At 75.5% G+C, this 24,804-nt stretch carries 12 protein-coding genes; 4 read left to right on the top strand and 8 right to left on the bottom strand.

Features of this window, described 5'->3' with window-relative positions; genetic code table 11:
* Window positions 1-50: 50 nt before the first annotated feature.
* The 3 genes from ACGFSC_RS06150 to ACGFSC_RS06160 all read right to left on the bottom strand — a co-directional run bounded on the left by ACGFSC_RS06150 (window position 51) and on the right by ACGFSC_RS06160 (window position 4,549).
* Entirely contained in the window at window positions 51-3,212 is a 3,162-nt protein-coding gene (locus ACGFSC_RS06150) for an AMP-binding protein (RefSeq protein WP_392862611.1), read from the bottom strand.
* Window positions 3,213-3,311: 99 nt separating this feature from the next.
* Window positions 3,312-4,022 carry a phosphotransferase gene (locus tag ACGFSC_RS06155; protein WP_359898396.1) on the bottom strand — a complete coding sequence of 237 codons (711 nt, stop codon included), beginning with the start codon at window positions 4,020-4,022 and terminating at the stop codon, window positions 3,312-3,314.
* On the bottom strand, window positions 4,019-4,549 hold the full coding sequence (locus ACGFSC_RS06160) for a GNAT family protein (protein WP_359898397.1): 531 nt from the start codon (window positions 4,547-4,549) through the stop codon (window positions 4,019-4,021). The genes ACGFSC_RS06155 and ACGFSC_RS06160 overlap by 4 nt, the downstream gene beginning before the upstream one ends.
* 268 nt (window positions 4,550-4,817) lie before the next feature.
* Here ACGFSC_RS06160 and ACGFSC_RS06165 point away from each other — a divergent pair, with 268 nt between their 5' ends.
* Complete coding sequence (locus ACGFSC_RS06165) at window positions 4,818-6,035, top strand: hypothetical protein (RefSeq protein ID WP_359898398.1); 1,218 nt, start codon at window positions 4,818-4,820, stop codon at window positions 6,033-6,035.
* Window positions 6,036-6,207: 172 nt separating this feature from the next.
* Here the strand turns inward: ACGFSC_RS06165 and ACGFSC_RS06170 are convergent, their stop codons facing one another.
* Window positions 6,208-6,546, bottom strand: a complete 339-nt coding sequence (locus ACGFSC_RS06170) for a hypothetical protein (RefSeq protein WP_359898399.1) — start codon at window positions 6,544-6,546, stop codon at window positions 6,208-6,210.
* 176 nt (window positions 6,547-6,722) lie between these two features.
* On the opposite strand from ACGFSC_RS06170, the gene ACGFSC_RS06175 reads away from it, so the two are divergent.
* From ACGFSC_RS06175 to ACGFSC_RS06185, 3 genes are all read left to right on the top strand, one after another.
* Complete coding sequence (locus tag ACGFSC_RS06175) at window positions 6,723-7,028, top strand: hypothetical protein (RefSeq protein WP_359898400.1); 306 nt, start codon at window positions 6,723-6,725, stop codon at window positions 7,026-7,028.
* A 134-nt stretch (window positions 7,029-7,162) separates the two neighbouring features.
* A complete protein-coding gene (locus ACGFSC_RS06180; protein ID WP_359898401.1) occupies window positions 7,163-7,546 on the top strand; it encodes a hypothetical protein in 384 nt (127 codons plus the stop codon).
* 341 nt (window positions 7,547-7,887) lie between these two features.
* The gene (locus tag ACGFSC_RS06185) at window positions 7,888-8,016 is read left to right on the top strand and encodes a hypothetical protein (RefSeq protein ID WP_359898402.1); all 129 of its coding nucleotides are present in this window, start codon (window positions 7,888-7,890) and stop codon (window positions 8,014-8,016) included.
* Between the two features lie 78 nt (window positions 8,017-8,094).
* Here the strand turns inward: ACGFSC_RS06185 and ACGFSC_RS06190 are convergent, their stop codons facing one another.
* The 4 genes from ACGFSC_RS06190 to ACGFSC_RS06205 form a co-directional block, all read right to left on the bottom strand.
* The gene (locus ACGFSC_RS06190) at window positions 8,095-9,600 is read right to left on the bottom strand and encodes a condensation domain-containing protein (protein WP_359898403.1); all 1,506 of its coding nucleotides are present in this window, start codon (window positions 9,598-9,600) and stop codon (window positions 8,095-8,097) included.
* On the bottom strand, window positions 9,597-22,802 hold the full coding sequence (locus ACGFSC_RS06195; RefSeq protein WP_359898404.1) for a non-ribosomal peptide synthetase/type I polyketide synthase: 13,206 nt from the start codon (window positions 22,800-22,802) through the stop codon (window positions 9,597-9,599). Before ACGFSC_RS06195 ends, ACGFSC_RS06190 begins: the two co-directional genes overlap by 4 nt.
* A 270-nt stretch (window positions 22,803-23,072) precedes the next feature.
* Window positions 23,073-24,323: an MFS transporter gene (locus ACGFSC_RS06200; protein WP_359898405.1), complete on the bottom strand. Its 1,251-nt coding sequence runs from the start codon at window positions 24,321-24,323 to the stop codon at window positions 23,073-23,075.
* A gap of 216 nt (window positions 24,324-24,539) precedes the next feature.
* Window positions 24,540-24,707 (bottom strand): hypothetical protein, encoded by a 168-nt coding sequence (locus ACGFSC_RS06205; protein ID WP_359898406.1) that lies wholly within the window; start codon window positions 24,705-24,707, stop codon window positions 24,540-24,542.
* Between the last annotated feature and the right edge of the window lie 97 nt (window positions 24,708-24,804).

Consider the following 24,804-nt stretch of genomic DNA (forward strand, 5'->3'; position numbering starts at 1 on the left):
GCGCGGCCGGGGGTGCGGCCGGTGATGGCCGCACCCCCGCTTTCCTCGTGTCAGATACCGGCCGCCCCGGCCAGCGCCGCGGCGAGGTCGTCGGCCAGCGCCGACACCGTCGCCGCCTCGAAGGCGTGCTCGTTGTACCGCAGCCAGCACCGCAGCGAGCCGTCCGGCTGCTCGGTGACCGCCAGCTCCGGGACGTGCCGGTCACCGCCCGGCAGCGGGTACGGCACGGTGGCGTTGCGGGGCAGCTCCCAGGCCGCGCAGGCCACCCCCGGCAGCTGGGCCGGCGCACTCCAGCTCTCGTACCTCAGCCAGGCCGCGAACGGCACCAGCGGGCTGAACTCCGCGAACGGGTAGAGCTGGTGGTCGAGCGCGGCGGTGGCGGCGGACCGGACCCGGTCGAGCAGTTCGGCGAAGCCCGGCGCGCCCGACACGTCCACCCGCACCAGCAGCGACTGCACGAAGCAGCCGACCGCCCGCTCCGCCTCCGGCCTGGTCCGGCCGGGCACCGGCGTCATGAGGACGAGGTCCGGCTGTCCGCTGCGGGCGGCCAGCAGGCCGCTCCAGACCGCCGCCACCGCGAGGAACGGCGTGGCCCCCAGCTCCGCCGCCCTGGCCCGCAGTGCCTCCGCCGCCTCCGGGGGCACCGTGAACGCGTGGGCGGCGCTCAGCACCACCTCGGTGTGGTGGCGCCCCGGGAAGGGGTCGATCGCGGCGGGCGCGTCCGCGAGTGCCGTCGCGAAGTGCGTCCGGGACGCCGGCCAGTGGGCGTTCGACCACTCCGCCAGCTCGCGGTACTCCGGGCCGGGCCGGGCGGCCGGCACCCGGCGCCCGTGGCGCAGCGCCGAGTACGCCACCCCCAGCTCGCGCAGGAGCACTCCCAGCGACCAGCCGTCGCTGACGAGGTGGTGGACCGCCAGCAGGACGACGTGGTCCTCCGGCCCGCGGCTCACCACGGCCAGCCTGGTCATCGGCCCCGCGGCGACGTCCGTCAGCCGGTCGCGCACGGCGACCAGCCGCGCCGACACCTCGTCGTCGCTCGCGCCGGGCGCCTCCACCAGCACCACGTCCGCGTGCGGTTCGTCGTCCAGGACGGCCCGCAGCACCCCCGGTTCGGCGCCGGGCACCGGGACGAACCTGGTCCGCAGCGCGGGATGGCGGCGGATCGCCTCGTGCAGGGCGTCGGCCAGGACGTCCGTCCGCAGGCCCTCCGTCACCCGGAACATCACCGCCACCGAGCCGACGTTGCGGCCCGGGGCCTCGGCCATCCAGCGCAGGAAGTTCTCCTGCTGGGAGGTGAGCGGCAGGTCGTGCGGCTGGGCGCGCAGCGAGCGGAGGAAGTCCGACACCTCGGCCCCGGACCGCTCAGCCGTCCCGGCCGCCGAGGCTTCGGCCCGCTCCAGCCAGGCCGCCTGGGCGCGGAGCGAGGGGCGTTCGAAGACCAGCGCCGTGCGAGCCGCCACGCCGAACTCGGCGGAGATCGCGGCGGCCAGCTGGACCGCGCGGAACGAGTCCCCGCCGAGGGCGAAGAACTCCTCCTCCACCGCCCGGACCGGGCGTCCCAGCACCGTCCGCCACAGGCCGGCCAGGGCGAGCTCCCGCTCCGTCTCCGGGGCCCTTCCCGTCACCGGGGCGGGCTCCTCGAACGCGGTCCGCAGTTCGTGCTTGACCACCTTGCCGCTCGGATTGCGCGGCAGGGAGTCCAACACCAGGATGCGTACCGGCAGTTCGGGCCTGGCGAGCCGCTCGCTCAGGAACAGCCGCAGACCGTCGGCATCGATTCCGCCCGGCAGCGGGACCACCGCGGCAACCGGCACCTGGCCCATCACCGGATGCGGCAGGCCGAGCGCGGCCGCGTCGGCGACCTGCGGGTGCTCGTGCAGCACGGCCTCGATCCGCAGCGTCGAGACCTTCAGCGCACCGGACTTGACGATGTCGCTCTCCCGGTCGACCAGATGGAGGAAGCCGTCCCCGTCCAGCCTGCCGAGGTCGCCCATGCGCACCCAGCCGTCGCGGAAGACGCTGTCGGAGGCCGCCCCGGCGTATCCGCGCGGCGGCCCGGGCTGGCGCAGCCAGATCTCGCCTGTCCCGCCGGGCGGCACCGGCTCCCCGGCCTCGTCCAGGATCCGCAGGTCGGCCGGGTCGGTCGGGCGGCCCACCGAGCCGGGGCGGCCGGGATCCACGATCGCGGAGATCTGGGCGGGGGAGGCCTCGGCCGAGGTGTAGGTGTTGACGACCGTCGCCTTCGGCAGCGCGGCGCTCAGCCCGGCGGCGACGGCCGGCGGGAGCGCGGCGGCGGTGGAACCGACCAGCAGGACGCTGCCGAGGTCCCGGCGGCCGGCCGTCCCGGAGTTCAGCAGTTCCACCGCCATCGACGGCACCAGGAAGACCGTGCCCGCGCCGAACTCCTCGACCACCCGCCCGAATTCCTCCGCGTCGAAGCGCGGCAGACAGATCGTCGTGGGCTGCGCGGTCAGCGCGTTCACCAGAACCGCCTGGGCGGCGTTGGTGCCGATCGGGAAGGCGTGCACCGCGTGCCGTGAGTGCGCGTACGGGCGGGGCCGGGGGGTGAGGACCAGGCCGGCGGTCAGGCTCGCGTGCGCGGCCCGGACGCCCTTCGGGGTGCCGGTGGTGCCGGAGGTCCCGATGATCTGGGCCAGGTCGCCGGGGGCGACCCGGTGCGGCGGCTCGATCCCGTCCGGACCGTCGAGCGGTGGGTCGAGCGGAGCGCCGTCCGGGGAGTCGAGCGGAGCGTCGAGGCCGTCGAGCGCGAAGGTGGGCAGCGTGGTGCGCGGGCCGTTCCCGGCGACCGCCCAGCGCGCCCCGGCCGCCTCGACGAGCCGCTCCACATCGGCCGGGGCCAGGTCCTCGCGGATCACCAGCCCGGCCGCGCCCGCGTAGTGGGCGGCCAGGAACGCCACGGCGTACGCGTCCCACTCCCGGTTGGTGAACAGCAGCGCCACCGTGTCCCCGGGGCGCACGCCCGCCCGGGCCAGCCCGTGCGCGGCCCGCACCGCCCGCTCGCGCCACCGGCCGTAGGTGAGGCTCCCACCGCCGGGCACGAGCAGCGCGGTGCGTTCCGGATGGAGCGCGGCCCGGTGGTCCAGGAGTGCCGGAAGCGTGAGCGGGACGGGGACGGGCTGGGCGCTGATGACGACTCCCGGGGGGCTTTCGGAGCGCGGCGGACCGATGCCGGAGGAAGATCGGCCGCTGATTGGTCCAGACCGTATCGGAACGGTGAAGGCGGGCGCCAGATCCGTTCACAGTTCGTCACGACCCTTGGCGCGCGGGCCCGGAGCGCCGCCCCGCCGGGGTCAGGAGGGCGGCCCCGGCTGCTCCGGCCAGCCCGCCGTCAGGCGCCCGCGCTCCTGCCACTGCCGTACCCCCGGCCCGTCCGGGGCACCCCGGCGGCAGAACTCCTCCAGCCGGGCGCACCGGGCGAGCATGGCGGCCCGGCGCCGCGGCCAGGGCGGCACCGGCTGCCCGTAGGCGTCGAAGAGGTGGTGCAGGGCGCCCGCCCGGGCCGGGTGGTGCATGCGGACGATCCACTCGCACCAGGCCAGGTCCTCCACCGGCTCGCCGAGGTGGGCGAACTCCCAGTCCAGCAGGCCGGTGACGGCGAAGGTCGCCGGGTCCAGCAGCAGGTTGTTGGGCCCGAAGTCCCCGTGCACCAGTACCGACCCCGGGGGCGCCGGACCGTCGCCGGCCACGCCGGGGTCGACGGCCTGGAGCCGTCGCAGCACCCGCCCGCAGGCGGCCAGGACCTGCGCGCCGTGCCCGGCGTCCAGCAGGTCCTGCGCGGGCACTCCGGGCAGGTGGCCGAGTGTGATGGCGCCCGGCTCGGTGCCGAGCACCGGGGGAACCGGCAACAGCCCGTGCAGCAGGGTCAGCAGCCGGTGCTCGCGCCGGCGCCGCTCCTCGGCGTCCGGCCCTTCGTAGCGTTTCACCACGACGGTGCCGTCGCCCGCGGTGCGGTTGGTCCAGCCGTGCGGGAAGGGCCGAAGCCCGGACGGGTCCTCGCTCACCCCCGCCACTCCTCGGCCAGCAGTCCGAGCACCATCTGGTCCACGAACTCCCCGTACGCCCAGGCGGCTTGGCGCAGCCGCCCCTCGACGGTGAAGCCGACGCCGGTGGCGGCCCGGAGCATCGGGGCGTTGTCCGCCAGCGTCTCCAGCTGCAGGCGGCGCAGGCCGAGCACCGGGAAGGCGTAGTCGCAGAGCACCCGCAGGACGTCCGGTGCGAGCCCGCGGCCCCGGTGTCCCGGCAGCAGGGCGAGGCCCACGTGGGCGCTGCGGTTGTGGGCGTCGATGCCCCACAGCAGCGCCTCGCCGGCCAGCTCCCCGGAGGCCGTCTCGACCACGGAGAAGCACGCCGCCTCGTCGGACGGCCCGGCGACCACGTACGGGGAGTCCGCCGAGCCCGGGGGGATGGGCCGCCAGGGGCGGGAGTCGGCCCGCGAGCGGGTCGCCACGTCGTCGTACAGCTCGGCCAGGAGCACCGGGAGGTCGGCGTCGTGACGGGCCCGGAGGGTGATGCGAGTGCCTTGTAACATGTCACATATTTACCACTGGTGGGGCTGCCGTGACCAACGGGTTTTCCGGTGCCGACCGGCGTTCCGGGGACGACAATCGCTCCCGGGTCGCGGCGCCGGGCCGACGGCCGGCCAGGTGGTCCGAGTGACGGGGGCCGTCAACTCCCGTGCTCCCGGGGTTGGTTGATGCTCGTCGCTCGACGGTGGCGTGCCCGCTCCCCGCACGGTTCACCCGGACGGCACCGTGTGTTGACCCCTCGGGGGAACGCGGCTCGATTACAAGGTTCGCATGAGAAACATCCACTACGGAGCCGGTGGAATCGCCGCCTCGGCCGCCTTGGCGGCCCTTCTCGTCTGCGCCCCGCAACAGGCGTCGGCGGCCCCCGGAATCCACACATTCGACTTCAAGGGCGCGCCCGAGCAGTACGCGGTCCCCGACGGGATCTGCGAGCTGGTGGTGCGGGCCTCCGGCGGTGCGGGAGGGGACGCCGTCTACGGGTCGCCCGGCGGGAAGGGCGGTCAGGTCCGAGCCACGGTCCAGGTCACGAGCGGTCAGGTGCTGACCGTCGACGTGGGGCAGGCGGGCAGCGGAGGCGACCTCTCCGTCCCCGGCAGCACGGCCTACGGCGGGTACGGCGGTGGCGGCCAGGGCGGCTCCTACAACGCCGAGCACCGGCCCGGCAACGGCGCCATCGGTGCCGGCGGCGGAGGCGCCACCACCGTGACGACGGGTGGCAGCGCGCTGATCATCGCGGGTGGCGGCGGCGGAGGCGCCGGCAGTTTCACCAACGACGGAACCGCGCGCGGCGGCGACGGCGGGCAGGCCGGAACCGACGGGGCCGACACCGGGCAGAGCGCGGCGGGCAAGGGCGGCAAGTCCGGCGGCAGCGGGGGAGCGGGTGGCGCGGGCGGAACCGCCACCACCGAGTCCGACCGCGACGGCTTCGCGGGCGGCAGCGCCACCGGCACCAAGGGCGGCGACGCGGCCATCAACGTCGGCGACCCCCACATGGGGACCGGCGGCGGAGGCGGCGGCGGGGCCCACGGGGGCGGCGCGGGCGGCTCCTCCACGGAGGGCACGCTCGACGGCGGCGGGGGAGGCGGCGGCTCCAGCCTCGGTCCGGCCTCCGCGACCTTCACCACCGGAGCGCGCAGCGGCAACGGGCAGGTCGTGATCGAGGAGGTCGCCTGCGCCACCCCCTCGCCGTCCCCGTCCCCGTCCTCCACCGCGACCTCCTCTCCCACCCACTCGCCGTCCCCGACGGTTTCTCCCACCCACTCGCAGTCCCCGACCACCGGCCCGAGCCACACGGCGTCCGGCGGCCCGTCGCCCACGGGGGGCCCGAGCCACCACCACTCGCCCGGTCCGGTGCCCGGCCACGGTGGGGGCCAGCTTCCCGAGACCGGGAGCAGCACACCGGCCCTCCTGATGAGTGCCCTGCTCTGCGTGGGCGTCGGTGCCGCCGTGTTCCGTCTCGCCCGCCGGAACGGTCGCCGGCGCTCCTGACGGCGGCGTGGCCCACGGAGCCCACCCGCTGCACGGGAAGTCGGCCGGTCCGACTTCCCGTGCAGCGGAAGCTCCTTGTGCCGATCGCGGTCCTCCGCGCCCGTCGCCTCAGGTCCCCGGAGCCAGCGAGTCGGCCGACGCCTGTGGCCTCGTCACGTGTTCGCCTCGCCCATCACGGCATCCTCGTGGACCGGGCGGTGCAATGGTGGCAGTACACGACATCGACCGGCCCACCGGAGCGGGCCCGTGCCACGGCCCGCGCACACGACACGGCGGACAGCACGCCGAGGGCGAGCAGCACCACGCCCGCAGCGTCCCCACTGAGCAGCGGTTTCGCGGCCAGGACGAGGAGCACCACCGCCGCCAGGAACCGCACGACACCCCGGCCCCGGAGCACGGGCCGATACCGCTCGCGGAACACGGTCAGCTCTGTCGTCTCCTCGCACCGCGGGCAGCCCGTCCCGCCGCCTCCGCCGGCCTGCGCCGTATCGAACAACAGCTCATCCGTCACACGGCAACCCTACGGCTTACGTCCAGGGCGGCTCGACCCCGTCGCTCAAGTCGGGCCGTCGAACCGGATGTCACCTGGTGGGGCCAGGAGGCTGCGCTCGGCGGAGCTCGCCCCCGACCGAGGCGGGCGGGCGGACCTGTGCTGTGATGGGGGTCCGATCAGCCAAGGAGGACGTCGTGACCGTCGAGTCGCACGAGGACTGCGGTCCGGTGTACACCCTCAGCCCGGACGAGCCGATGTTCGTGTCGAAGCGCGTGCGTCGCGGGCAGCCCGTCGTGAGTGTCCACCTCGACGAGGACGGTGACTGGCAGGCGTTCTCGGCGACCGAGCCGCGCTGGTGGAAGGGCGGCCCCAGGCTGGTCCATGCCGCGCACCTGCTGGAGAGCGACCCCTCGATGGCCGGCCTGCCGGCGCTGCCGCTGAATCACTGGGCGACGCGTGAGGACGCCTCGTCGACGGCGTGGCAGGTCTTCCGGGGCTGACCGGGCCCGCGGCGGCCCCGGAGCTGTCGCCCGGCCCGCGCCGGCGCGCCGACGACCTGTGGGCGGACAGGTGATCTCCCTGTCCGGTATGGCAAGTTGTCGCTCGTCCGGGCCCGTCGGCGTAGAGTGGGCGGGTGTCAGCTGATCTTGGAGACCGACCGAAGCCGAAGCCGTTCGATGAGTGGCGGGACATCTATGACGTCCTTGAACAGGTGCGGCAGCGGCCCGGCATGTTCGTGCGCAACGGCTCGCTGGACGACTTGGGCCTGATTTTCTCGGGGTACAGCCTTGCCCTGCGGATTCACGGGGTCGACGAGCGGTTCGATTTCGATCCGGTCGGCCCGTTCCAGCAATGGCTGTGCTGGACGCGCGGTTGGCCGATGAGCCTCAGCTGGTACCAGTTCATCGAGCGGAACGCTGGTGCGGTTCCGCCGCTGGAGGCGTTCTTTCAGCTGCTCGACGAGTGGCGGGCGAGCGTGGCCGCCGAGAACTCGGCAGCAGCGGAAACGGCTCCCTGACAGGCCGTTGAACGGACACTGCCGGGGAAAGACGGTACCCGCGCCCGCGCGGTGGGCGACAGTGGAGCCATGACCGCGCTGCACGAGGCGACCGGCGAACGGCAGACCTGGACCTGCTCGTTCCTCGTCACCTGCACCGGTTACTACGAATACGACCGGGGCCACCTGCCCGAGTTCCCCGGCGTCGGGCGGTTCGAGGGCGTGCGGATCCACCCGCAGCGCTGGCCCCAGGATTTCGACCACGCGGGGAAGAAGGGCCCGTCGACCGTGCGGCCAACGCGACCGGGGACGGTGTCGTCGACGAGCTCTCGTCGGGCTACATCCGGCGCGCGAAGGACGCGATGCCGCGCCAGGGACGGGACTTCCCGTGGCGGATGGTCATGGACTACCGGCACGACAGGAAGGTCCTGCTCTCCGACCCGATCGAGGACGGCGTCCTCCGGTTCACCGGCGCCCCGGACGGCGGTTGATCCGCCACCGGGTTCCCGGGAGTCCCGGACGGGTGGGCCCCGGTGGACGGCGTACCGTCCACCGGGGCCCACCGGGTGTCACGCGAGCGGGACCTCCAACTGCCGGGCCAGGTCCGCGACCAGGGCGTCCAGCCAGCCCCGGACGGTGCCCGGGTCGAACAGGTCGGCGTCGTACTCGACCTGCCCCAGGTAGCCGTCGGCGTCCGGGGTGAGCGAGAACGCGCAGTCGGCGCGGGCGGAGTGGCCGGGGATGTCCTCGATCTCGACGGTCAGGCCGGGGAGGTCGAGGGTGATGGGCGGGGTGCTCTGGACGGCGAGCACGATCTGCGGGTACCCGACGGGCATGGGGACGCCGCGCTCCCGCAGCGGTTCGACCAGCAGGCCGAACGGCATCAGGGAGTGGTCGAGGGCGGAGGCGATCGCCTCGGCGGCGCGGTCCACCAGGCCCGCGAAGCCGCTCTCGCCCCGGGTCGGCACCAGGATCGGCATGCTGCTGGTGAGCAGGCCGACCACCTGCTCGTCGACCGGCCGCCGGCGGTTGGCGTTGGAGAGCAGGATCAGCACCTCCGGCGAGCCGCTGAGCGAGCCGAGCAGTCGGGCGAACGCGGCGACCACGACGGCCGAGGCGGTGGTGGAGCGCGCGGCTGCGTAGCGCCCGATCTCCTCGGCCACCGCCGCCGGGATCCGGAACTCGGCCGTCTCACCGTGCCCGGAGCGCCGTTCGGGACGGGGCCGGTCGGTGGGCACGTCCACCGAGAGCGAGGCGCCGCCGAGGGTCTTGGCCCAGTGGTCGGCGGCCGCCGCCATGGACGCCCGGTTGACGACCGTCCGCTCCCAGCAGGCGTGGTCGGTCATCCGGCCGGCCTCTCCCGGCAGCGGCCCGCCCGTGCGGTAGAGCGCACTCAGGTCGGCCAGCACGGTGGCCAGCGACCAGCCGTCGAGCGCGATGTGGTGGATGGTCAGCAGCAGCACCCACTCCTGCGCCGCCGGGCGCAGCAGTCGGGCGCGCAGCAGCGGGGGCGCCGTGAGGTCGAACGGGCGGCCGACCTCGGCCTCCAGGGCCGCGGCGAGGGCCGCGTCCCGTTCGGCGGGGGCGAGCCCGCGCAGGTCCTCGACCGGGACGTCCAGCGGGGTGTTCGGCAGCACCTGCTGGAGCCCGCCGAGCTCGGTGTCCACGAACCGGGTCCGCAGGCTCTCGTGCCGCTCGGTGACCGCCGTCAGTGCGGCGGCCAGCCGCCCGGGCTCCAGCGGGCCGCGCAGGGTGATCCGCTGGAGGATGTTCCACACCGCGGGGTCGGCCGCGTCGCCGTGGGCCTTGTGCAGCCGCCACTGGGTCACCCCGGCCGGCGCGGCGGACAGCGCCTTCCCGGCGCCGGTCAGGATGGTCAGCAGCCGGTCGCGGTGGGCCCGGACGAGGCCGGTGACCTCCTCGTCCATCGCTCCGGCGGGGGCCAGGTAGCCGAGCCGCTCGCCGGTGGTGCGCAGCACGATCTCGCGTTCGTCGAGCAGGCGCAGCAGCCGCGCCCAGCCGTCCTCCGCCGTGCTCGCCGCGTCCTCTCCTCGAACGTCCTCCGCCGTGCTCACAGGGTCCCCTCCTCGAAGGCCGGGGCCGGGTGCTGCTCGGCGGCCGGCTCGTGGGCGGCCATCGCGCGGACGGTCGGGCGGCGGAAGAAGTCCAGCACGCCGATCCGCAGCCCGGTCTCCTCGCGGACCCGGTTCAGCAGCCGGGTGGCGGCCAGCGAGTGCCCGCCCAGGTCGAAGAAGGAGGTCTCCACCCCGACGGGGCGGCCGAGCTCCTCCTCCCAGAGCCGTTGCACGGTCCGCTCCAGCTCGGTGGCCGGCGCGGCCTGGGGCTCGTCCGCGCCGAGCGGGCGCGGCTCCGGCAGGGCGGCGGTGTCGAGCTTGCCGTGGGCGTTGAACGGCAGGGCGTCGACGGTGGCCCAGAGTCCGGGCACCATGTAGTCGGGCAGCAGGTCGGCCAGCCGGTCGGCGACCCGGGGCAGGTCGGCGGCCGAGCATCCGACGTACCCGGCGAGCACGGTGCCCGCCGCGGTGCGGCGCGCCGTCACGGCGGCGGCGTGCACGCCGGGAACGCCGCGCAGCACGGTCTCGATCTCGCCCGGCTCGACCCGGTAGCCGCGCACCTTGACCTGGCGGTCGGCCCGGCCGAGGTACTCCAGCCGGCCGTCCGGGCGCCAGCGGCCGAGGTCGCCGGTGCGGTAGCTCGGGCCGTCGGGGGTGTCGGTGAAGACGGCGGCGCTCTCCTCGTCGCGGCCGATGTAGCCGATGCCGACCTGGATGCCGAGGGCGTGGATCTCGCCGACCGCTCCGGCCGGCACCCGGCGTCCGGCGGGGTCGCGCAGCACGATCCGGCTGCCCGGGGTCGGGCGGCCGATCGGCGCGTACTCCGGGCCGTCCGGGTCGATCTCGCCGGCCGTCAGTGCGTGGGTCTCGGTCGGGCCGTAGTGGTTGATCAGCCGGCAGCCGGGGTTGCGGCCGAGGAAGGCCCGCAGCCCGGGGGTGACCAGCACCTGCTCGCCGCCCGAGATCAGCTCCCGCAGGTGCGGCACGGGCTCCTCGCCGAGCGCGTCGGCCAGGGCGGCCAGCGGCGTGTACGGCAGGTGGAGCCGCTCGGCCCGGGTGGAGCGGACCACGGCGGCCAGCGCCGTCACGTCGTAGCGGGTCTCCTCCTCGATCAGCAGCAGGGTGCCGCCGCCGGCCAGCGTGGTGAGGATCTCCTGGACGCTGACGTCGAAGCCGCAGGAGGCGTACTGGAGGGTACGGGCCGCGGGGTGGTCGGCGACGTTCCAGGCCACGAAGTGGGCCAGGGCGAGGGAGTGCATCAGCACGCCCTTGGGGCGGCCGGTGGAGCCGGAGGTGTAGAGCAGGTACGCGGGGGCCTGCGCCGAGGGGGCGGGCAGCGGGGGCAGTTCGGCGGCGGCGTCGGCCGGGGCGGTGGCGGTGAGCACCGTCGGGACGGTCAGGCCGAGTTCCGCCGGGGCGTCGTCCGTGGTGGTGAGCAGGACGACCGGCGCGCTGTCCTCGACGATCAGCCGGCAGCGCTCGGGGCCCTGCAGCACGTCGACGGGTACGTGGACGGCGCCGAGGCGCAGGATGGCCAGCAGAGCGGCCACCAGGTCGACCGAGCGGGGCAGCAGGACGCCCACCCGGCTGCCCTCGCGGACGCCGGCCGCCAGCAGCCGGCCGGCCAGGTCGTCCGCCCGGGCCAGCAGCGTCCGGTAGTCCGTCCCGGTGCCGTCGGCGGCGACCACCGCGGTCTGCTCGGGCCGTCCGGCCGCGGTCGCGGCGATGGTGGCCAGCGGGTGTTCGGGTTCCCGGACGGCCGGGGGGCCGCACTCCAGGGCGGTGTCGGCCTCGGTGGCGGACACGGCGGTGAGTTCGACGAGGGGGCGCTCCGGGTCGGCGACCGCGGCGGTGAGCAGCCGCTCGAAGGCGCCGAGCAGCCGGTCGACGGTGGCCCGGTCGAAGAGGGTCTCGGCGTACTCGACGTGGCAGCGGATGCCGTCGGGCAGGCTGGTCAGGAAGAGCGTCAGGTCGAAGGCGGCGCGGTCCGCGACGTGGTCCAGCGGACGGGCCGTCACTCCGGGCAGGTCCAGTTCGAAGACCATGTGGTTCTCGAACTCGACCATGACCTGGAACAGCGGGTTGCGGCTGGTGTCGCGCTGCGGGTTCAGCTCCTGCACCAGCACCTCGAAGGGCAGCTGCTGGTGCTCGTAGGCGTCGAGCGCGGTGGAGCGGACCCGGCCGAGCGCCTCGGCGAAGGCCGGCTCGCCGGCGAGGTCCAGGCGCAGCGCCAGGGTGTTGACGAAGAACCCGACCAGGTCCTCGGTGCCGTCGGCCCGGTTGGCCACCGGGGTGCCCAGCACGATCTCGTCCTGGCCGGCGTACCGCTGCAGGACGCCGGCGAAGCCGGTCAGCAGCACCATGAACAGGGTGGAGCGCTTGGACCGGGCCAACTCCCGCAAGTCGTCGGCGAGTTCGGCGGGCAGGTGGTGGACGAAGGAGCGGCCGCGGCCGTCCGGCACCGCCGGGCGCGGCCGGTCGGTGGGCAGGGACAGCACCGGCAGGTCACCGCCGCCGAACACCTTGCGCCAGTGGGCGAGGCTCTCCTCGTACTCGCCGGCGGCCACCCGGGCCCGCTCGCGGACGGCCTCGGTGGCCGGGCCGGTGGTGAGCACCGGGAGCCGGGCGGCCCGGTCCTCCCGGGCGGCCAGGTAGAGCTCGCCCAGCTCGCGGGTGATCACCACGGTGGACAGGGTGTCGATCACGATGTGGTGCATCGAGAGGACCAGGACGTGCCGGTCGGCGTCCTGCTCCAGCAGCAGGGCCCGGAACAGCGGGCCCTCGGCGAGGTCGAAGCGGTGGGCGCCCTCGGCGGCGACCAGGTCGGCCACCGGGTCCGGGCTGCCGCCGTCGGCCGTGAGCCGCTGCAGCACCGGGCCGGCGGGCGGCGCCAGCACCTGCTGGAACGGTTCGCCGTCCTGCTCCCGGAAGACGGTGCGCAGCGCGACGTGGCGTTCGACCAGTCGGCGCAGCGCGGTGTCCAGGGCCTGCGGGTCGAGCGGGCCGTCCAGGGCGATCGCCTTGACCTCGTTGTACTGCCCGCCGTCGGGCAGCATCCGGTGCAGGAACCACATCCGCTGCTGGGCGTAGGACAGCGGCGCGCCGCGCAGGGTGTCCCGGCGCAGGACGTCGAGCTGGGGCAGGCCGGCCGCCACCAGGTCGGGGGAGAGCCCGAAGTCCACGAAGGCGGCGATCTCGTCGGCGCCGGCCGCCCGCAGCTCGGACAGCACCCCCTGGACGCTCTCCGGGGTGCCGATCAGCGCGCGGGAGGCGCAGTAGCGCTCGTACGCTCGCTCCAGCACGAACTCCAGGTCGTCATCGCGGGCGCTCTCGTAGTCCAGGGTCAGGCCCAGGCTGTTGGCCATCTGCCCGAACAGCGAGAGCGAGGAGCGCAGGTAGTTGCAGAACGGCCGGTAGGCCTGCTCGCGGGCGGTGGCCAGGTCGGTGCCCAGGTAGGTGTGGACCAGCACGACCACCCGGCCGGCCTCCGGGTCGAGCCCGTGCTCGGCCCGGGTGCGCCGGTAGACCTCGATGTTCTCGGCCAGCTGGGAGATGTCCTGGGTCATCAGGTTGGTGATGACGCCGAGGTCGTGCCGGGCGGCCTCGCGGAAGCTGTCCGGGTTGCCGACGATCGCGGTGAACATGGGCGGCAGGTCCTGCAGCGGGCGCGGGTGCAGGGTCACTTCGATCGGCTCGCCGTTGCCGTTGCGGCCCTGGTACGGCTCGCCGCGCCACAGCGCCCGGACGGTGTCGATCTGCCGGTGCATCAGCTCCTTGTGGCTGCCGTAGTTCTCGGGGAAGAACAGGAAGTCGTTGGGGTGCCAGCCGCTGGCGCAGCCCAGGCCGACCCGGCCGCCGGACAGGTTGTCGACCACCGACCACTCCTCGGCCACCCGCACCGGGTGGTGCAGCGGCAGCACGGCGCAGCCCGCGTTCAGCCGGATCCGGCTGGTCTCCCGGGCGAGGGCGGCGGCCAGCACCGAGGGGTTGGGGAAGATGCCGCCGAAGGAGTGGAAGTGGCGCTCCGGCAGCCAGACCGAGTGGAAGTCGTGCCGGTCGGCGAAGCGGGCGCTCTCCAGGACGATGCGGTACTTCTCGTCCTCCGGGGAGTCCAGGGGGTAGTCGCCGAAGAAGTAGAGGCTGAAGTCCACCGGCCGCTGCGGGTCGCTGACCGGCCGGTACGGGATCGGCTCCGCCTGGCCGCGCACGGTCTCGGCGGGGACGGCGAGTTCGGCGGCCGGCCGGGGGGCCGGCAGGCGGACGCCGGGCGAGGCCGGGAAGAAGCCGCCGCGCCGCAGGTCGCGCAGCGACTCGCGGACCGAGTCGATCACGAACTCCAGGTCGCCGTCGGTGTGGGCGGTGGAGAGGAAGAAGTTGCGCCACTCCCACACGTAGACCCCGCGGGTCAGCAGGTGCGGGAAGAGCAGTTCCATGTCGGCCCGGGGCTCGAAGCGGAAGAGCGAGCCGAAGTGGGCCAGGCGCAGCGGGAACTCCTCCTCCTCGAAGAAGCCGTTCAGGGTGGCCGCCAGCTCGTCGGTGCGGGCGTTCAGCCGCTCCTGGAGGCCGGGGCCGGCCGCCTTGAGGTGGCGCAGCACCGCGCCCGCGGCGGTCATCGCCAGCGGGTGCTGGATGTAGGTGCCGCCGAAGAAGGTGGTGTCCTTGGGCGGGTAGCTGTCGTCCCCGTAGTCCCAGTGGCCGCCGTCGATCCCGTCCATGATGTCGGCCCGCCCGGCGATCGCGCCGATCGGGTAGCCGCCGCCCAGCACCTTGCCGTAGGTGGACATGTCGGGGGTGACGCCCCAGAAGCCCTCGGCGCCGCGCAGGTGGGGCCGGAAGCCGGTGAGCATCTGGTCGAAGACCAGCACGATGCCGAGCCGGGTGGTCAGTTCGCGCAGCGAGCGGACGAAGTCGGCGGGCTGGCGGCCGGGGTGGCGGCTCTGCACCGGCTCGACCAGGACGGCGGCGATCCGGTCGCCGTGCTCCTCGATGACCTTGAGGCTCTCCGGGTCGCCGTACCGCAGCACCAGCAGGTCGGCGACCGCGCTGCCGGGGATGCCGATGGAGACGGGGACGGTCTCCCGGTCGGCGCCGCGGCCCAGTGTCCGGCCCAGGGTCTGGTCGGAGTGGCCGTGGTAGGAGCCCTCGAACATGACGATCTTGTCCCGGCCGGTGTGCGCGCGGGCCAGCCGGATCGCCCCGGCGTTCGCCTCGGTGCCGGAGTTGGCGAAGGCGACCCGCTCGGTGCCGGTGAGCTCGGCCAGCAGCTCGGCGGCCTCGCCGGTCTCCGGACCGCGCGGGCCCAGCCGCAGGCCCGAGGACAGGTGCTCGCGGACGGCCTCGGAGACGAACTCCGGGTCGTGGCCGAAGAGCAGGACGCCGAAGCCCATGGTGATGTCGACGTACGCGTTGCCGTCGACGTCCTCCAGCCGGGAGCCCTGTGCCCGCCGGGCGGCGAGCGGGTAGAGCATCTCCTTGGTGCCGGAGCGGAAGCCGACCACGGCACGGCTGTCCGCCAGGGTGCGGCGGTGGCGGCGGGTGATCGCCTTGGAGGCGGTGGTGCGGGCGGTGAAGCGGGCGACCAACTCGTCCACGTGGGCGCGCTGCTGGTCGGTCAGGCCGCCGGAGGCCATGCCGGACTCGCGGGAGACGGTCACCCGGGGGCCGTGGACCTGCGGGGCGGGTGCCTCGGCGGCGGGCGCGGCGGACGCTGCGACGGGGGCGGCCGGTGCGGGGGCGGGCGCCTCGACGGCGGGCGTCGGGACCGGGGCGGTGACGGGTACGGCCGCCGCCGGGGGCAGGGCCGCGGGCACGGGCGCCGGGGGGAGCGCGGGCGCGCCGCCGGCCAGCAGGCCGAGCTGGTCGCGCATCAGGTCGGAGAACTGGCCGAGGAGCGCGAGCTGGCGCTCGATCAGGCCGGTGCCGTCGGTCACCGGCCGCAGCGCGGTGGGCACCGCCTGCGGGGCGGGTGCGACGGGCGCGGGCTGGGGAACCGGCACCGCGGCCGGGGCCTGGACGGGCGGTGCCTGGACGGCCGGGGCCGGGTGGACGGCGGGTGCGCCCTGGGCCACCGGGGCGGCCTGGACGGCAACGGGAGCGGCAGCGGGAACGGCGGCCGGAGCGGGCGCCGCAGCCGTGGCGGCCGCCGGAACGGGCGCGGGCTCGGGCTCCGCCACGGGCTCCGGCTCGGCGGCCGGCAGCAGCGTGGCCAGCACCGCCGGCTCCAGCCGGGAGGCGATCAGCCCGGCCAGCCGGGCCGGGGTGTCGGCCGCCTCGAAGAGTTCGCGCATCGACACCCGGACCCGGAACGCGCGCTCCAGGTCGCGGATCATGTTGATCATCGAGAGCGAGTCGGCGCCCAGGTCGAAGAACGGCTCGTCCGTCCCGACCGAGGCCTCGTCGTAGCCGAGCTGGCGGGCCGTCTGCTCGACGACCTGGCGCAGGACGGCCTGCTCGGCGAGCTTCTCGGGGCTCGGCGTCGGTGCGGCGGCCGGCGTCGCGGCCGGCGCGCTCTGCTGGGGTGGGTCCTGGTGCATGGCGGGGTCCTCGATGGTGGGCCGGGCAGGGGCGGTGAACCAGTGGCGGCGGCGTTGGAAGACGGTGGTGGGCAGCGGGACGCGGCGGGCAGGCCCGTCCGGCCAGTCCCGGGCGGCGGCGAAGCGGGCCCAGTCGAGCGGGACGCCGTGCGACCACAGCGCGGCCGCGGCGGCGTCGAACTGCTGCTCCGGCGAGGCGCCGCGCCGGCCGCCGGCGACGAAGTGGCGGTGCGGCAGCTCCCGGCGGCCCATGCCGGTCAGCGTCGGGTGCGGGCCGAGCTCCAGGAACAGCTCGTGGTCCAGTCCGTCCAGCGCGGCGAGCACCTGGTCGAACCGGGCGGTCTCCCGGGTCTGCCGCAGGAAGTACTCGGGCGTCGGGACGGTCCCGGGGGCCAGCACCTCGCCGCCGAGGTTGCTGACCAGCGGGACGGCCAGCGGCCGCAGGCGCAGCCGGGCCAGCTGGTCGCGGAACGGGTCGAGCATCGGGTCGAGCAGGCGGGAGTGGAACGCCCGGTCGGTGGCCAGGCGTTCGGTGGTCACCCCGTCGGCGGCCAGTACGGCCTCGGCGGCGGCGATCTCGCGCGGCGGGCCGGCCAGCACGCACTGGCCCTTGCCGTTGACCACGGCCAGGTCCACCCCGGGCAGCCAGTCGCCGAGCCCGGCCAGCCGGTCCGGGCCGGCCGAGACCACCGTCATGGCGCCCGGTTCGGTCAGCCGGTGCATCAGCCGGCCGCGCAGCGCCGTCAGGAACATCCCGTCGGCCAGGTCGAGCGCGCCGGCCGCGTGGAAGGCCGCGTACTCCCCGGCGCTGTGCCCGGCGACCGCGGCGGGACGCACGCCGAGCTCCTGCCAGAGCCGCAGGTAGGCCGCTTGGAGGGCGAACAGCGCGGGCTGCGCCGCCTCGGTGGTCCAGGTGTCCTCGGTGCCCTGCGCGGCGGGGTCGAGCAGCAGCGGCAGCAGCGGCTCGTCCCAGGCCGCGCGGTGCAGCCGGTCGCACTCCTCCAGGACGGCGCGGAAGACCGGGAAGGCGGCGTGCAGTTCGGCGGCCATGCCCCGGTACTGGGAGCCCTGGCCGGTGAAGAGCAGCACCGGCCGGACCTCGCCGCGCCCGGTCTCGCGGTGGGCCGCGCCGGCGGTGGGCCGGCCGGCCAGGAAGGCGTCCAGGCCCTTGCGCAGGGCGGCCGGGTCGGGGCCGGTGACGGCCAGCCGGTGGCGCAGCGCGCGCCGGCCGGCGCCGAGGGTGAGCGGCAGGTCGCCGGGTGCCAGGGCGGGTTCGGCGTCCAGCCGGTCGCGGAGCAGTCCGGCCAGCTCGGTGAGGCCCTGGGCGGTGCGGGCCGAGAGCGGCAGCACGGTCGGGGCCGGCCGCGGCGCGGGCACCGCGGCGGCGGGCGGGGCCTGCTCCAGCACCAGGTGGGCGTTGGTGCCGCCGACGCCCAGGGCGCTGACCCCGGCCCGGCGCGGGGTGGGGCCGTCCGGCCAGTCCCGGCGCTCGGCGGCGAGCCGGAACGGGCTGCCGGCCAGCTCCAGCGCGGGGTTGGGGCTGGTGAAGTTCACCAGTGGCGGGACGGTGCCGTGCCGCAGCACCAGCAGCGCCTTGATCAGGCCCGCCATTCCGGCGCAGGTGTCCAGGTGGCCGATGTTGGGCTTGACCGAGCCGAGCGAGCAGAACCCGGCGGCCTCGGTCCGGGCCCGGAACGCCTGGGCCAGCGCCCGGAACTCGATCGGGTCGCCGAGCGGGGTGCCGGTGCCGTGGGCCTCGATGTAGCCGATGCTCTCGGCCGGTACGCCCGCGAGGTCCAGGGCCCGGCCGACCACGGCCGCCTGCCCGTCCACGCTGGGCGCGGTGTAGCCGACCTTCCGTCCGCCGTCGTTGTTGACGGCCGAGCCGAGGATCACCCCGTGCACGGTGTCGCCGTCGGCGAGCGCCCGGTCGAGGCGCTTGAGCAGGACGGCGGCGACGCCGTTGCCGCCGACCGTGCCGCCCGCGTCGGCGTCGAAGGCCCGGCAGGCGCCGTCGGGGGAGAGGATCGACCCCTCCTCGTAGCGGTAGCCGGCGGCCTGCGGGATGTGCAGGGCGGCGGCCCCGGCGAGGGCGAGCTCGCAGTCGCCCGCGAGCAGGGACTGCACGGCCAGGTGCACCGCGACCAGCGAGGTGGAGCAGGCCGTCTGCACGCCGATCGCCGGACCGGTGAGGCCCAGCCGGTAGGCGACCCGGGTGGCGGCGAAGTCCGCCTGGTTGCCGATCGCGGTCTGCAGGGCGGCCACCGGTTCGGCCGGGTCGGCGGTGGCGGCCAGGGTGTGCTGGTAGTAGTTGCGCAGCGCGTACAGGGTCATCCCGGTGCCGGCGAAGACCCCGACGCGGCGCTCCGGGTCCGGCGCGTCGTAGCCGCCGTCCTCCAGGGCCTGGCGGCAGATCTCCAGCAGCAGGCGCTGCTGCGGGTCCATCAGCGCGGCCTCGGTGCCGCTGATGCCGAACGCCTCGGCGTCGAAGTGGTCGACGTCGGTGAGCGCCCCGGTGACCGGGACGAAGTCGGGGTGGCGGTACTCCTCCGGGCGCAGTCCGGCGGCCGCCAGCTCCTCCTCGGTGAACCGGGTGGTGCTGCGGACGCCCTCGACGATGTTCCGCCAGTACTGCTCGGGGGTGTCGGCGCCCGGCAGGCGCAGCGCCAGGCCGACGATCGCCACCCGGCGGTCGTCGCCCGGCCCGGCGTCGGTGCCGGCGGCGGGGGAGCGGAGCGCAGCGGCGGGTGCGGCCGGTTCGGCGGCCAGGTGCTCGATCAGGGCGTCCACGGTGGGGTGGCGGAACAGCTCGGTGGGCGCCGGGGGCGTGGGCAGCACGGCGCTGAGCGCGCCGTGCACCCGCATCAACTGGAGGGAGCCGATGCCGAGTTCGGCGAGCGGGCGACCGGGGTCCAGCGGGGTGTCCAGGACGGACTCGAAGGCGTCCAGGACGAGTCGGCGCAGCCCGGACGGTGCGGTCCGGCCGGTGCCCGGGACGGGCTGTGCGGCGGGCCGGCCGTCCGCTGCCGCGGTGGACGCTGCCGCGGTGCCCGGGGCCGAGGTGGACGGCGCCGGGGCGGCCGCGGTCACCGGGCGGGGCGCGGTGGCGCGCAGCCGGCGCCGGGCGGCGGGGGAGCTCGGGTCCGGACCGGCGTACCGGTGGCCCGGGGCGCCGGCCAGCAGCAGGGCGGCCAGTCGGCGCCCGTGGGCGGCGCTCAGCACGGCGATGCCCCGGCCGGTGGCGGCCTGCTCGTTCTCCGTGTCGCGGTTCATGCCGATCCCGCGCCACAGGCCCCAGGAGATCGTCCAGGCCGGGGTGCCGCTCTCGCGGCGCAGCCGCTCGACGGTGCTCTCCAGGTAGCGGTTGGCGGCGGCGTAGCCGGTGGAGCCGACCGCCTCCTGGAGGCCGATCATCGAGGAGAAGGCGACGAACTGTGCTCCGGGCCGCTCCTTGACCAGCTCGATGAGGTGGTCGGTGCCCTCGGCCTTGGTCCGGACGGCCTCCCGCCAGCCCTCGGTGCCGGTGTCGGCGAGGAGCGCGAGCCGGTAGCCGCCGGCCAGGTGGAGCACGCCGTCCAGCGGCGCCTGCCACTCCCGTTCGGCCTCGGCGACGGCCTCCGCCAACTGCTGACGGTCCGTCACATCGGCCTGGCGGTAGCCGACCTGACCGCCCTGGGCGGCCAGTCGGCGCAGTGCGGCCCGGCGTTCGGCGGCCTCCGCGGTCGGGGCGTCCAGGTCGCTGCGGCCGACGATCAGCAGTCGGGAGCCGTACTCGCGCAGCAGCCCGGGCAGCAGCTCGGCGGCGATCCCGCCGAGGCCGCCGGTGACGAGGTAGCGGGCGCCGGGGGTGAGCAGCGAGCAGCCTGCCCCGGACGGCTCGGAGGCGGCCTCGGCCGTCTCCAGCCGGGGGACCCAGGGGCGGCCGGCGCGCCAGGCGGATTCGGGTTCGGGCCGGGGATCGGTGAGCAGGGCGAGCAGGGCGGCGGCCTGGTCCGCGGCCGGTGCCTCGCCCGGCAGGTCGAGGTGCCGGGCGGCGGGCACCAGTTGTTCGGCCCGCGCCCCGGCGGTCAGCGCCGCGGTCAACGCGGCCGCGGGCCCGGGGAGTTCTCCGGGGAGTACGGCGTGCAGCCCGGCGCTGACGGAGACCAGTTCGCGGAGCGGCGGCCGGGCCGGGAGCGCCCGGAGCAGGGCGAGCAGTGCCTCGTCCGGCCGGTCCGGTCCGTCGGCCGTCGCGCTCCAGAGGTAGACCAGCCGGTCGGCCGTCCGGTCCCCGAGGGCCCGCAGCCAGTCCTCGGGGTCGGTGGTAGGCGGCCGGTCCACCACCAGGGCGTTCGGCAGGGCGGCGGCCAGGGCCTCGGTGAGGGTGCCGGGGCCGGACGGGCCGAGCAGCAGGATCGTTTCGTCCGCCAGCGGAGCGGCCACGGCCTGCGGAACCGGGCGGGGCTCCCAGCCGAGCCGCCGCACGCAGTCCGGCAGCGTCCGGGAGTTGGCCTCGGCCAGGTCCAGCGCCACGACGTGGTCGTCGAGTTCGCCGTCCAGCAGCCGGCGGCGCAGCGCGGTGCGCTGGATCTTGCCGCTGGTGGTGCGGGGGAACTCGGCCGCCGGGACGGGGAGCACCAGGGCGGGCGCGGGCTGTCGGCGGGCCGCCAGCAGCTGCCGCACCTCGGCGGCGACGGGCGGCGCGGGGGCCTGCGGGTCGCTCTGGACGTAGGCGATCACCAACTGCTCGGTGCCGGTGCGTTCGTCCGGCACCCCGAAGGCCGCGACGTGGCCGGAGCGCACCCCCGCCACGGAGGCCACCACGTCCTCCAGCTCGTGGCAGAAGTAGTGCACGCCGTTGACGATGATGATCTCCTTGCGACGGCCGGTGAGCACCACCTCGCCGTCGGTCAGGAAGGCGAGGTCCCCGGTGTCGAACCAGTCGTCGCCGACGAAGGCCTCCTGGTTGGCGGCCGGGTTGTTCAGGTACCCCGGCGTCACCCGGCCGGAGCGGACCTGGAGCCGGCCGACCCAGTGCTCGGGCAGCGCCCGCCCGTTGTCGTCGGTGACCCGCATCCGGGTGCCGGGCGCGGGCCGTCCCATGCTGAGGAAGCCGGTGCCGCGCTCGGCCGAGTCCGGGTCGGCGGGCTCCAGCCGGCCGCTGAGCGAGTCGGTGCGCACCAGCCGGCGGGAACCGTCCTCGTGGTAGCGCTTGTAGGTGATCACCGTGCAGGTCTCGGCCATGCCCCAGCCCAGCAGCAGGTGCTCGGGGCGGACGCCGAACGGGGCGGTGGCGGCCAGGAACTCGTCCAGCACCGCCTCGGTGCACTGCTCGCCGGCGTTGATCAGCGACTTGACCGCGGACAGGTCCCAGTGGCGTCCGGGCCCGGCGGCCCGGACGGCCTCGGCGACCAGCCGGTAGCCGAAGTTGGGCGACCAGGAGTGCGCACCCCGGTAGCGCTCCAGCGCGTCCAGCCAGACCAGCGGGTCGGCGAGGACGAGTTCGGTGGGCACCTGCACCTGGTCGGCGGCCAGCACCACGTCGCGCAGGTGGAACATCAGCAGTCCGGCGACGTGGTCCAGGGGCAGCCAGTTGACCGTGGTGTCGGCCGGATCGCAGCCGTTCGCGACGGCGCCGGCGGTGTACTCCAGGATGCCGCGGTGGGTGATCTGCACCGCCTTGGACCGCCCGGTGCTGCCGGAGGACAGCTGGAGGATCGCGACGTCGCCGGGGGCGGGGGCGTGTTCGGCGGCCGCCGGCCGGTCGCCGTCGACGGGCCGGTCGGCGGGCCGGTCGACGGCGATCACCCGCAGGCCCGGCGCCGGGTACAGCTCCCCGAGCCGCTCCAGGCCGTCCACCGCCGGCCCGCAGGCGAGCACCGGCGGCTCCTCCAGGGTCTGCCAGGCGTGCCAGAGCTTCTCCAGGACGGGGTTGCGCTCGTGGTAGTCCGGCGGGCGTGCCACCGTCACCGGCTGGACCCCGCCCAGCAGGCAGGCCCACAGGGTGGGGAAGTAGAGCTCCGGGTCCGGGACCTGGAGGATCACCCGGTCCCCGGCCCGCACTCCGGCGGAGGCCAGGGTGGTGAGGATCTCGCGCGACCGGGTGAGGAGTTGACGGTAGGTCAGCCGGGTCGCCTCGCCGCCCGCCCGGACCAGGTGCAGCCCCCGGTCGGGGTGCAGCTCGGCGGCGCGCAGCAGTGCCTCGGGCAGCGTCCGGGGCGCGTCCGGTGCGGGTGCGGGCAGCGGGGCGCCGACGGCCTCCGTCCCGGGGCCCGCGGGCGAGGCGGCCGGCTCTGTCGGGGCGGTGCCGGCCGTCGCCGACGCCTCCCCGAACGGCCGCCAGCGGTCGGTGAGTTCACGCAGGTGGCGCAGGGCGGGTCCGGGCGCGGCCGGCGCCCGGGTGAGCGCCGCGGCCAGGGCGGCGGCGTCGGGTTCGCCCTCGGGGGTGCGGACGATGCCGTCCAGGAGGTGCACCTCGGCGCTCGGGTCGGCGTCCAGCAGCGCCGCGGCGGCTCGGCGGCGCAGGGCCTCGGGATCGCCGTCGACGGCGGGCACCAGGTAGGCCCGCAGGCCTGGGCGGCCGTTCCCGTGCTCGACGGGCAGCAGCGCGCAGTCCGCGATCTCGGGGCGCAGCAGCAGTCGGGCTTCCAGGGTTCGCAGCCGGCCGTGGTCGGGACCGGTGGGGCTCATGACGTTCGGCACCTTTCGGATCGGTGCCGGGGCGCGGGTGTGGGCCGCCCCGGGTCAGGGAGGGGAGCGGAGACGGGTGGCGCGTACGGCGCGGGGGCGCCGGGGAGTGCGAGGGAAAGCTCGGTGTCGCCTACGGCGCGGGCGCCGGAGGGTGGTGCGAAGGAGCGGTGTCGCGTGCGGCGTGGGGGTGTCGCGGAAGTGGTGCGTCGGGCCGGTGTCGCGTACGGCGCGGGACGCCGGGGTGGTGGCGGGGGCCGGCGGGCGGGCCGCTCAGCGGCGGCGGCGGGTGCGGGCGACCAGGACGAGGAAGGCGAGCGCCAGCACGATGGGGACGGCGTGCGAGACCCCGACCACGGTCAGCGGGCTGACCACCGCCAGCAGTGAGCCGCTCAGCAGCATCCCGGTGCCCATGCCGACGTTCTCGGCGGACGCGAGGATGCCGAAGGCCTCGCCGCGCCGCTCGTCGGCGAGGGCCTGGATCCGGGTGGTGTAGGAGATCTCGGTGAAGCCGTCGCCGAGGCCGGCGCCGATCGCGACCAGCAGGAAGAGCGGGGTCGGGAGGTCGGTGAAGACCAGGATGAAGCAGGCGGACATCAGGCAGGTGCCCAGCGCGAAGCCGCGCTCGCCGGGCTCGATGCCCCGGCGCAGCATGAACCGGGAGACCAGCTGCTGGGCGCCGAGGTTGCCGATCGCCCAGGTGGCCCAGAAGGTGCCGAGCAGTGCGGCCGGGTTGTCGGGGGAGGACAGGTTGGCGAAGACCGGCAGGCTGATGTTGTGGGCCGCGGAGCCGAAGGCGTCCAGCAGTCGGATCCCCGCCATGGCACCCACCACCGGAGCGGCCCGCAGGACGACCAGTGCCTGCCACCGGGGGCCGCGCTTCCCGGCTGCCGGGGCGGGTTCCTCCGGCCGGGTCTCGGGCTCCTCCGCCGGGGCGGCCCGGGTGGGCAGGGGCAGCCGGACCACCAGCGCCCCGAACAGGACGAAGCTGGCCGCGTCGATGAGCAGCGCGGCCCGGAATCCGGCCCAGGCCACCACCACGCCCGCGGAGGCGAAGCCGAGCACCATCGCCGTCGAACGGCAGCTCGCCATCAGGCTGTTGGCCCGGGCGCGGCGCTCGGCACCGACCATCTCGGGGATGCTGGTCCGCAGCGCGACGGAGGCCACCGCGGCGGCGCCGCCGAGGACCAGGGCGAGCGGGTAGAGCACGGGGATGCGCATCGAGGCCGGGACGAGGGCGACGACGACCAGTGCCAGCGCCTGGGCCAGGGCGCAGCCCGTCATCAGCCGCCGTCGCTCCAGCCGGGCCACCAGCCGTCCGGCGACCAGCCCGCCGACGAGGCCGCCGCCCAGTCGCAGGACCAGGTACCCGGCCGTGCCGAGGGCGTTGCCGGCGGCCTCGTAGGCGAACAGGCTCAGCGCGACCAGGTCGAGCTGGCTCCCGTACATGTTCAGGGCGTCGCCCGCGGCCAGCCGGTAGAAGACCCGGGGCAGCTTGCTCGCGGTCTGGTGCGTTGCTTCCAATGCGGTGTCCGGCACCGTGGTCCCCCCGGGCACGCCATATATGGCGGTTCAGTGTGACATTGCACCGCAACCTAGAGGGTGAACGGGTTCCAGATCAATGCTTAGATCATTTCCTGTCCAAAAGATCGCGCACTCGGCCGACTTACTGTCATCTTTCGCGCCACTCTGGCCAGTTGTTGGCGTACGGACAGACGGGCGGGATGGTCGACGCGGGGGTCAGCGGCGGCCGAAGAGCCTGCCGAACCAGCCCTTGCCCGCGCTGCCCCGGGCGGCGCAGTCGCAGCGGGCGGACGCGGGCACCCCGGCCAGGACCTGCTCCACGTGCATCCCGCACCCGGCGAAGGTCGGCTTCCCGCAGGTGCGGCAGGCGACTCGTCGGCACATCTCGTTCTCCGTTCTCCGGGCCCCCAGGGGTGGGGCCGCCCTGTCAATATACCCCACCCCGTATTCGTAATGTCGGATTCGTCCGGCCGCCGGGGCC

The organism is Kitasatospora sp. NPDC048715 (genome assembly GCF_043198905.1).
GTDB classification, from domain to species: Bacteria; Actinomycetota; Actinomycetes; order Streptomycetales; family Streptomycetaceae; genus Kitasatospora; species Kitasatospora lactacystinica.

Coding starts and splice junctions, on each gene's coding strand:
- ACGFSC_RS06185 (WP_359898402.1), top strand. CDS start 7,888: ATGCCGCGCCAGGGACGGGACTTCCCGTGGCGGATGGTCATGGACTAC.
- ACGFSC_RS06160 (WP_359898397.1), bottom strand. CDS start 4,549: ATGTTACAAGGCACTCGCATCACCCTCCGGGCCCGTCACGACGCCGAC.
- ACGFSC_RS06165 (WP_359898398.1), top strand. CDS start 4,818: ATGAGAAACATCCACTACGGAGCCGGTGGAATCGCCGCCTCGGCCGCC.
- ACGFSC_RS06205 (WP_359898406.1), bottom strand. CDS start 24,707: ATGTGCCGACGAGTCGCCTGCCGCACCTGCGGGAAGCCGACCTTCGCC.
- ACGFSC_RS06195 (WP_359898404.1), bottom strand. CDS start 22,802: ATGAGCCCCACCGGTCCCGACCACGGCCGGCTGCGAACCCTGGAAGCC.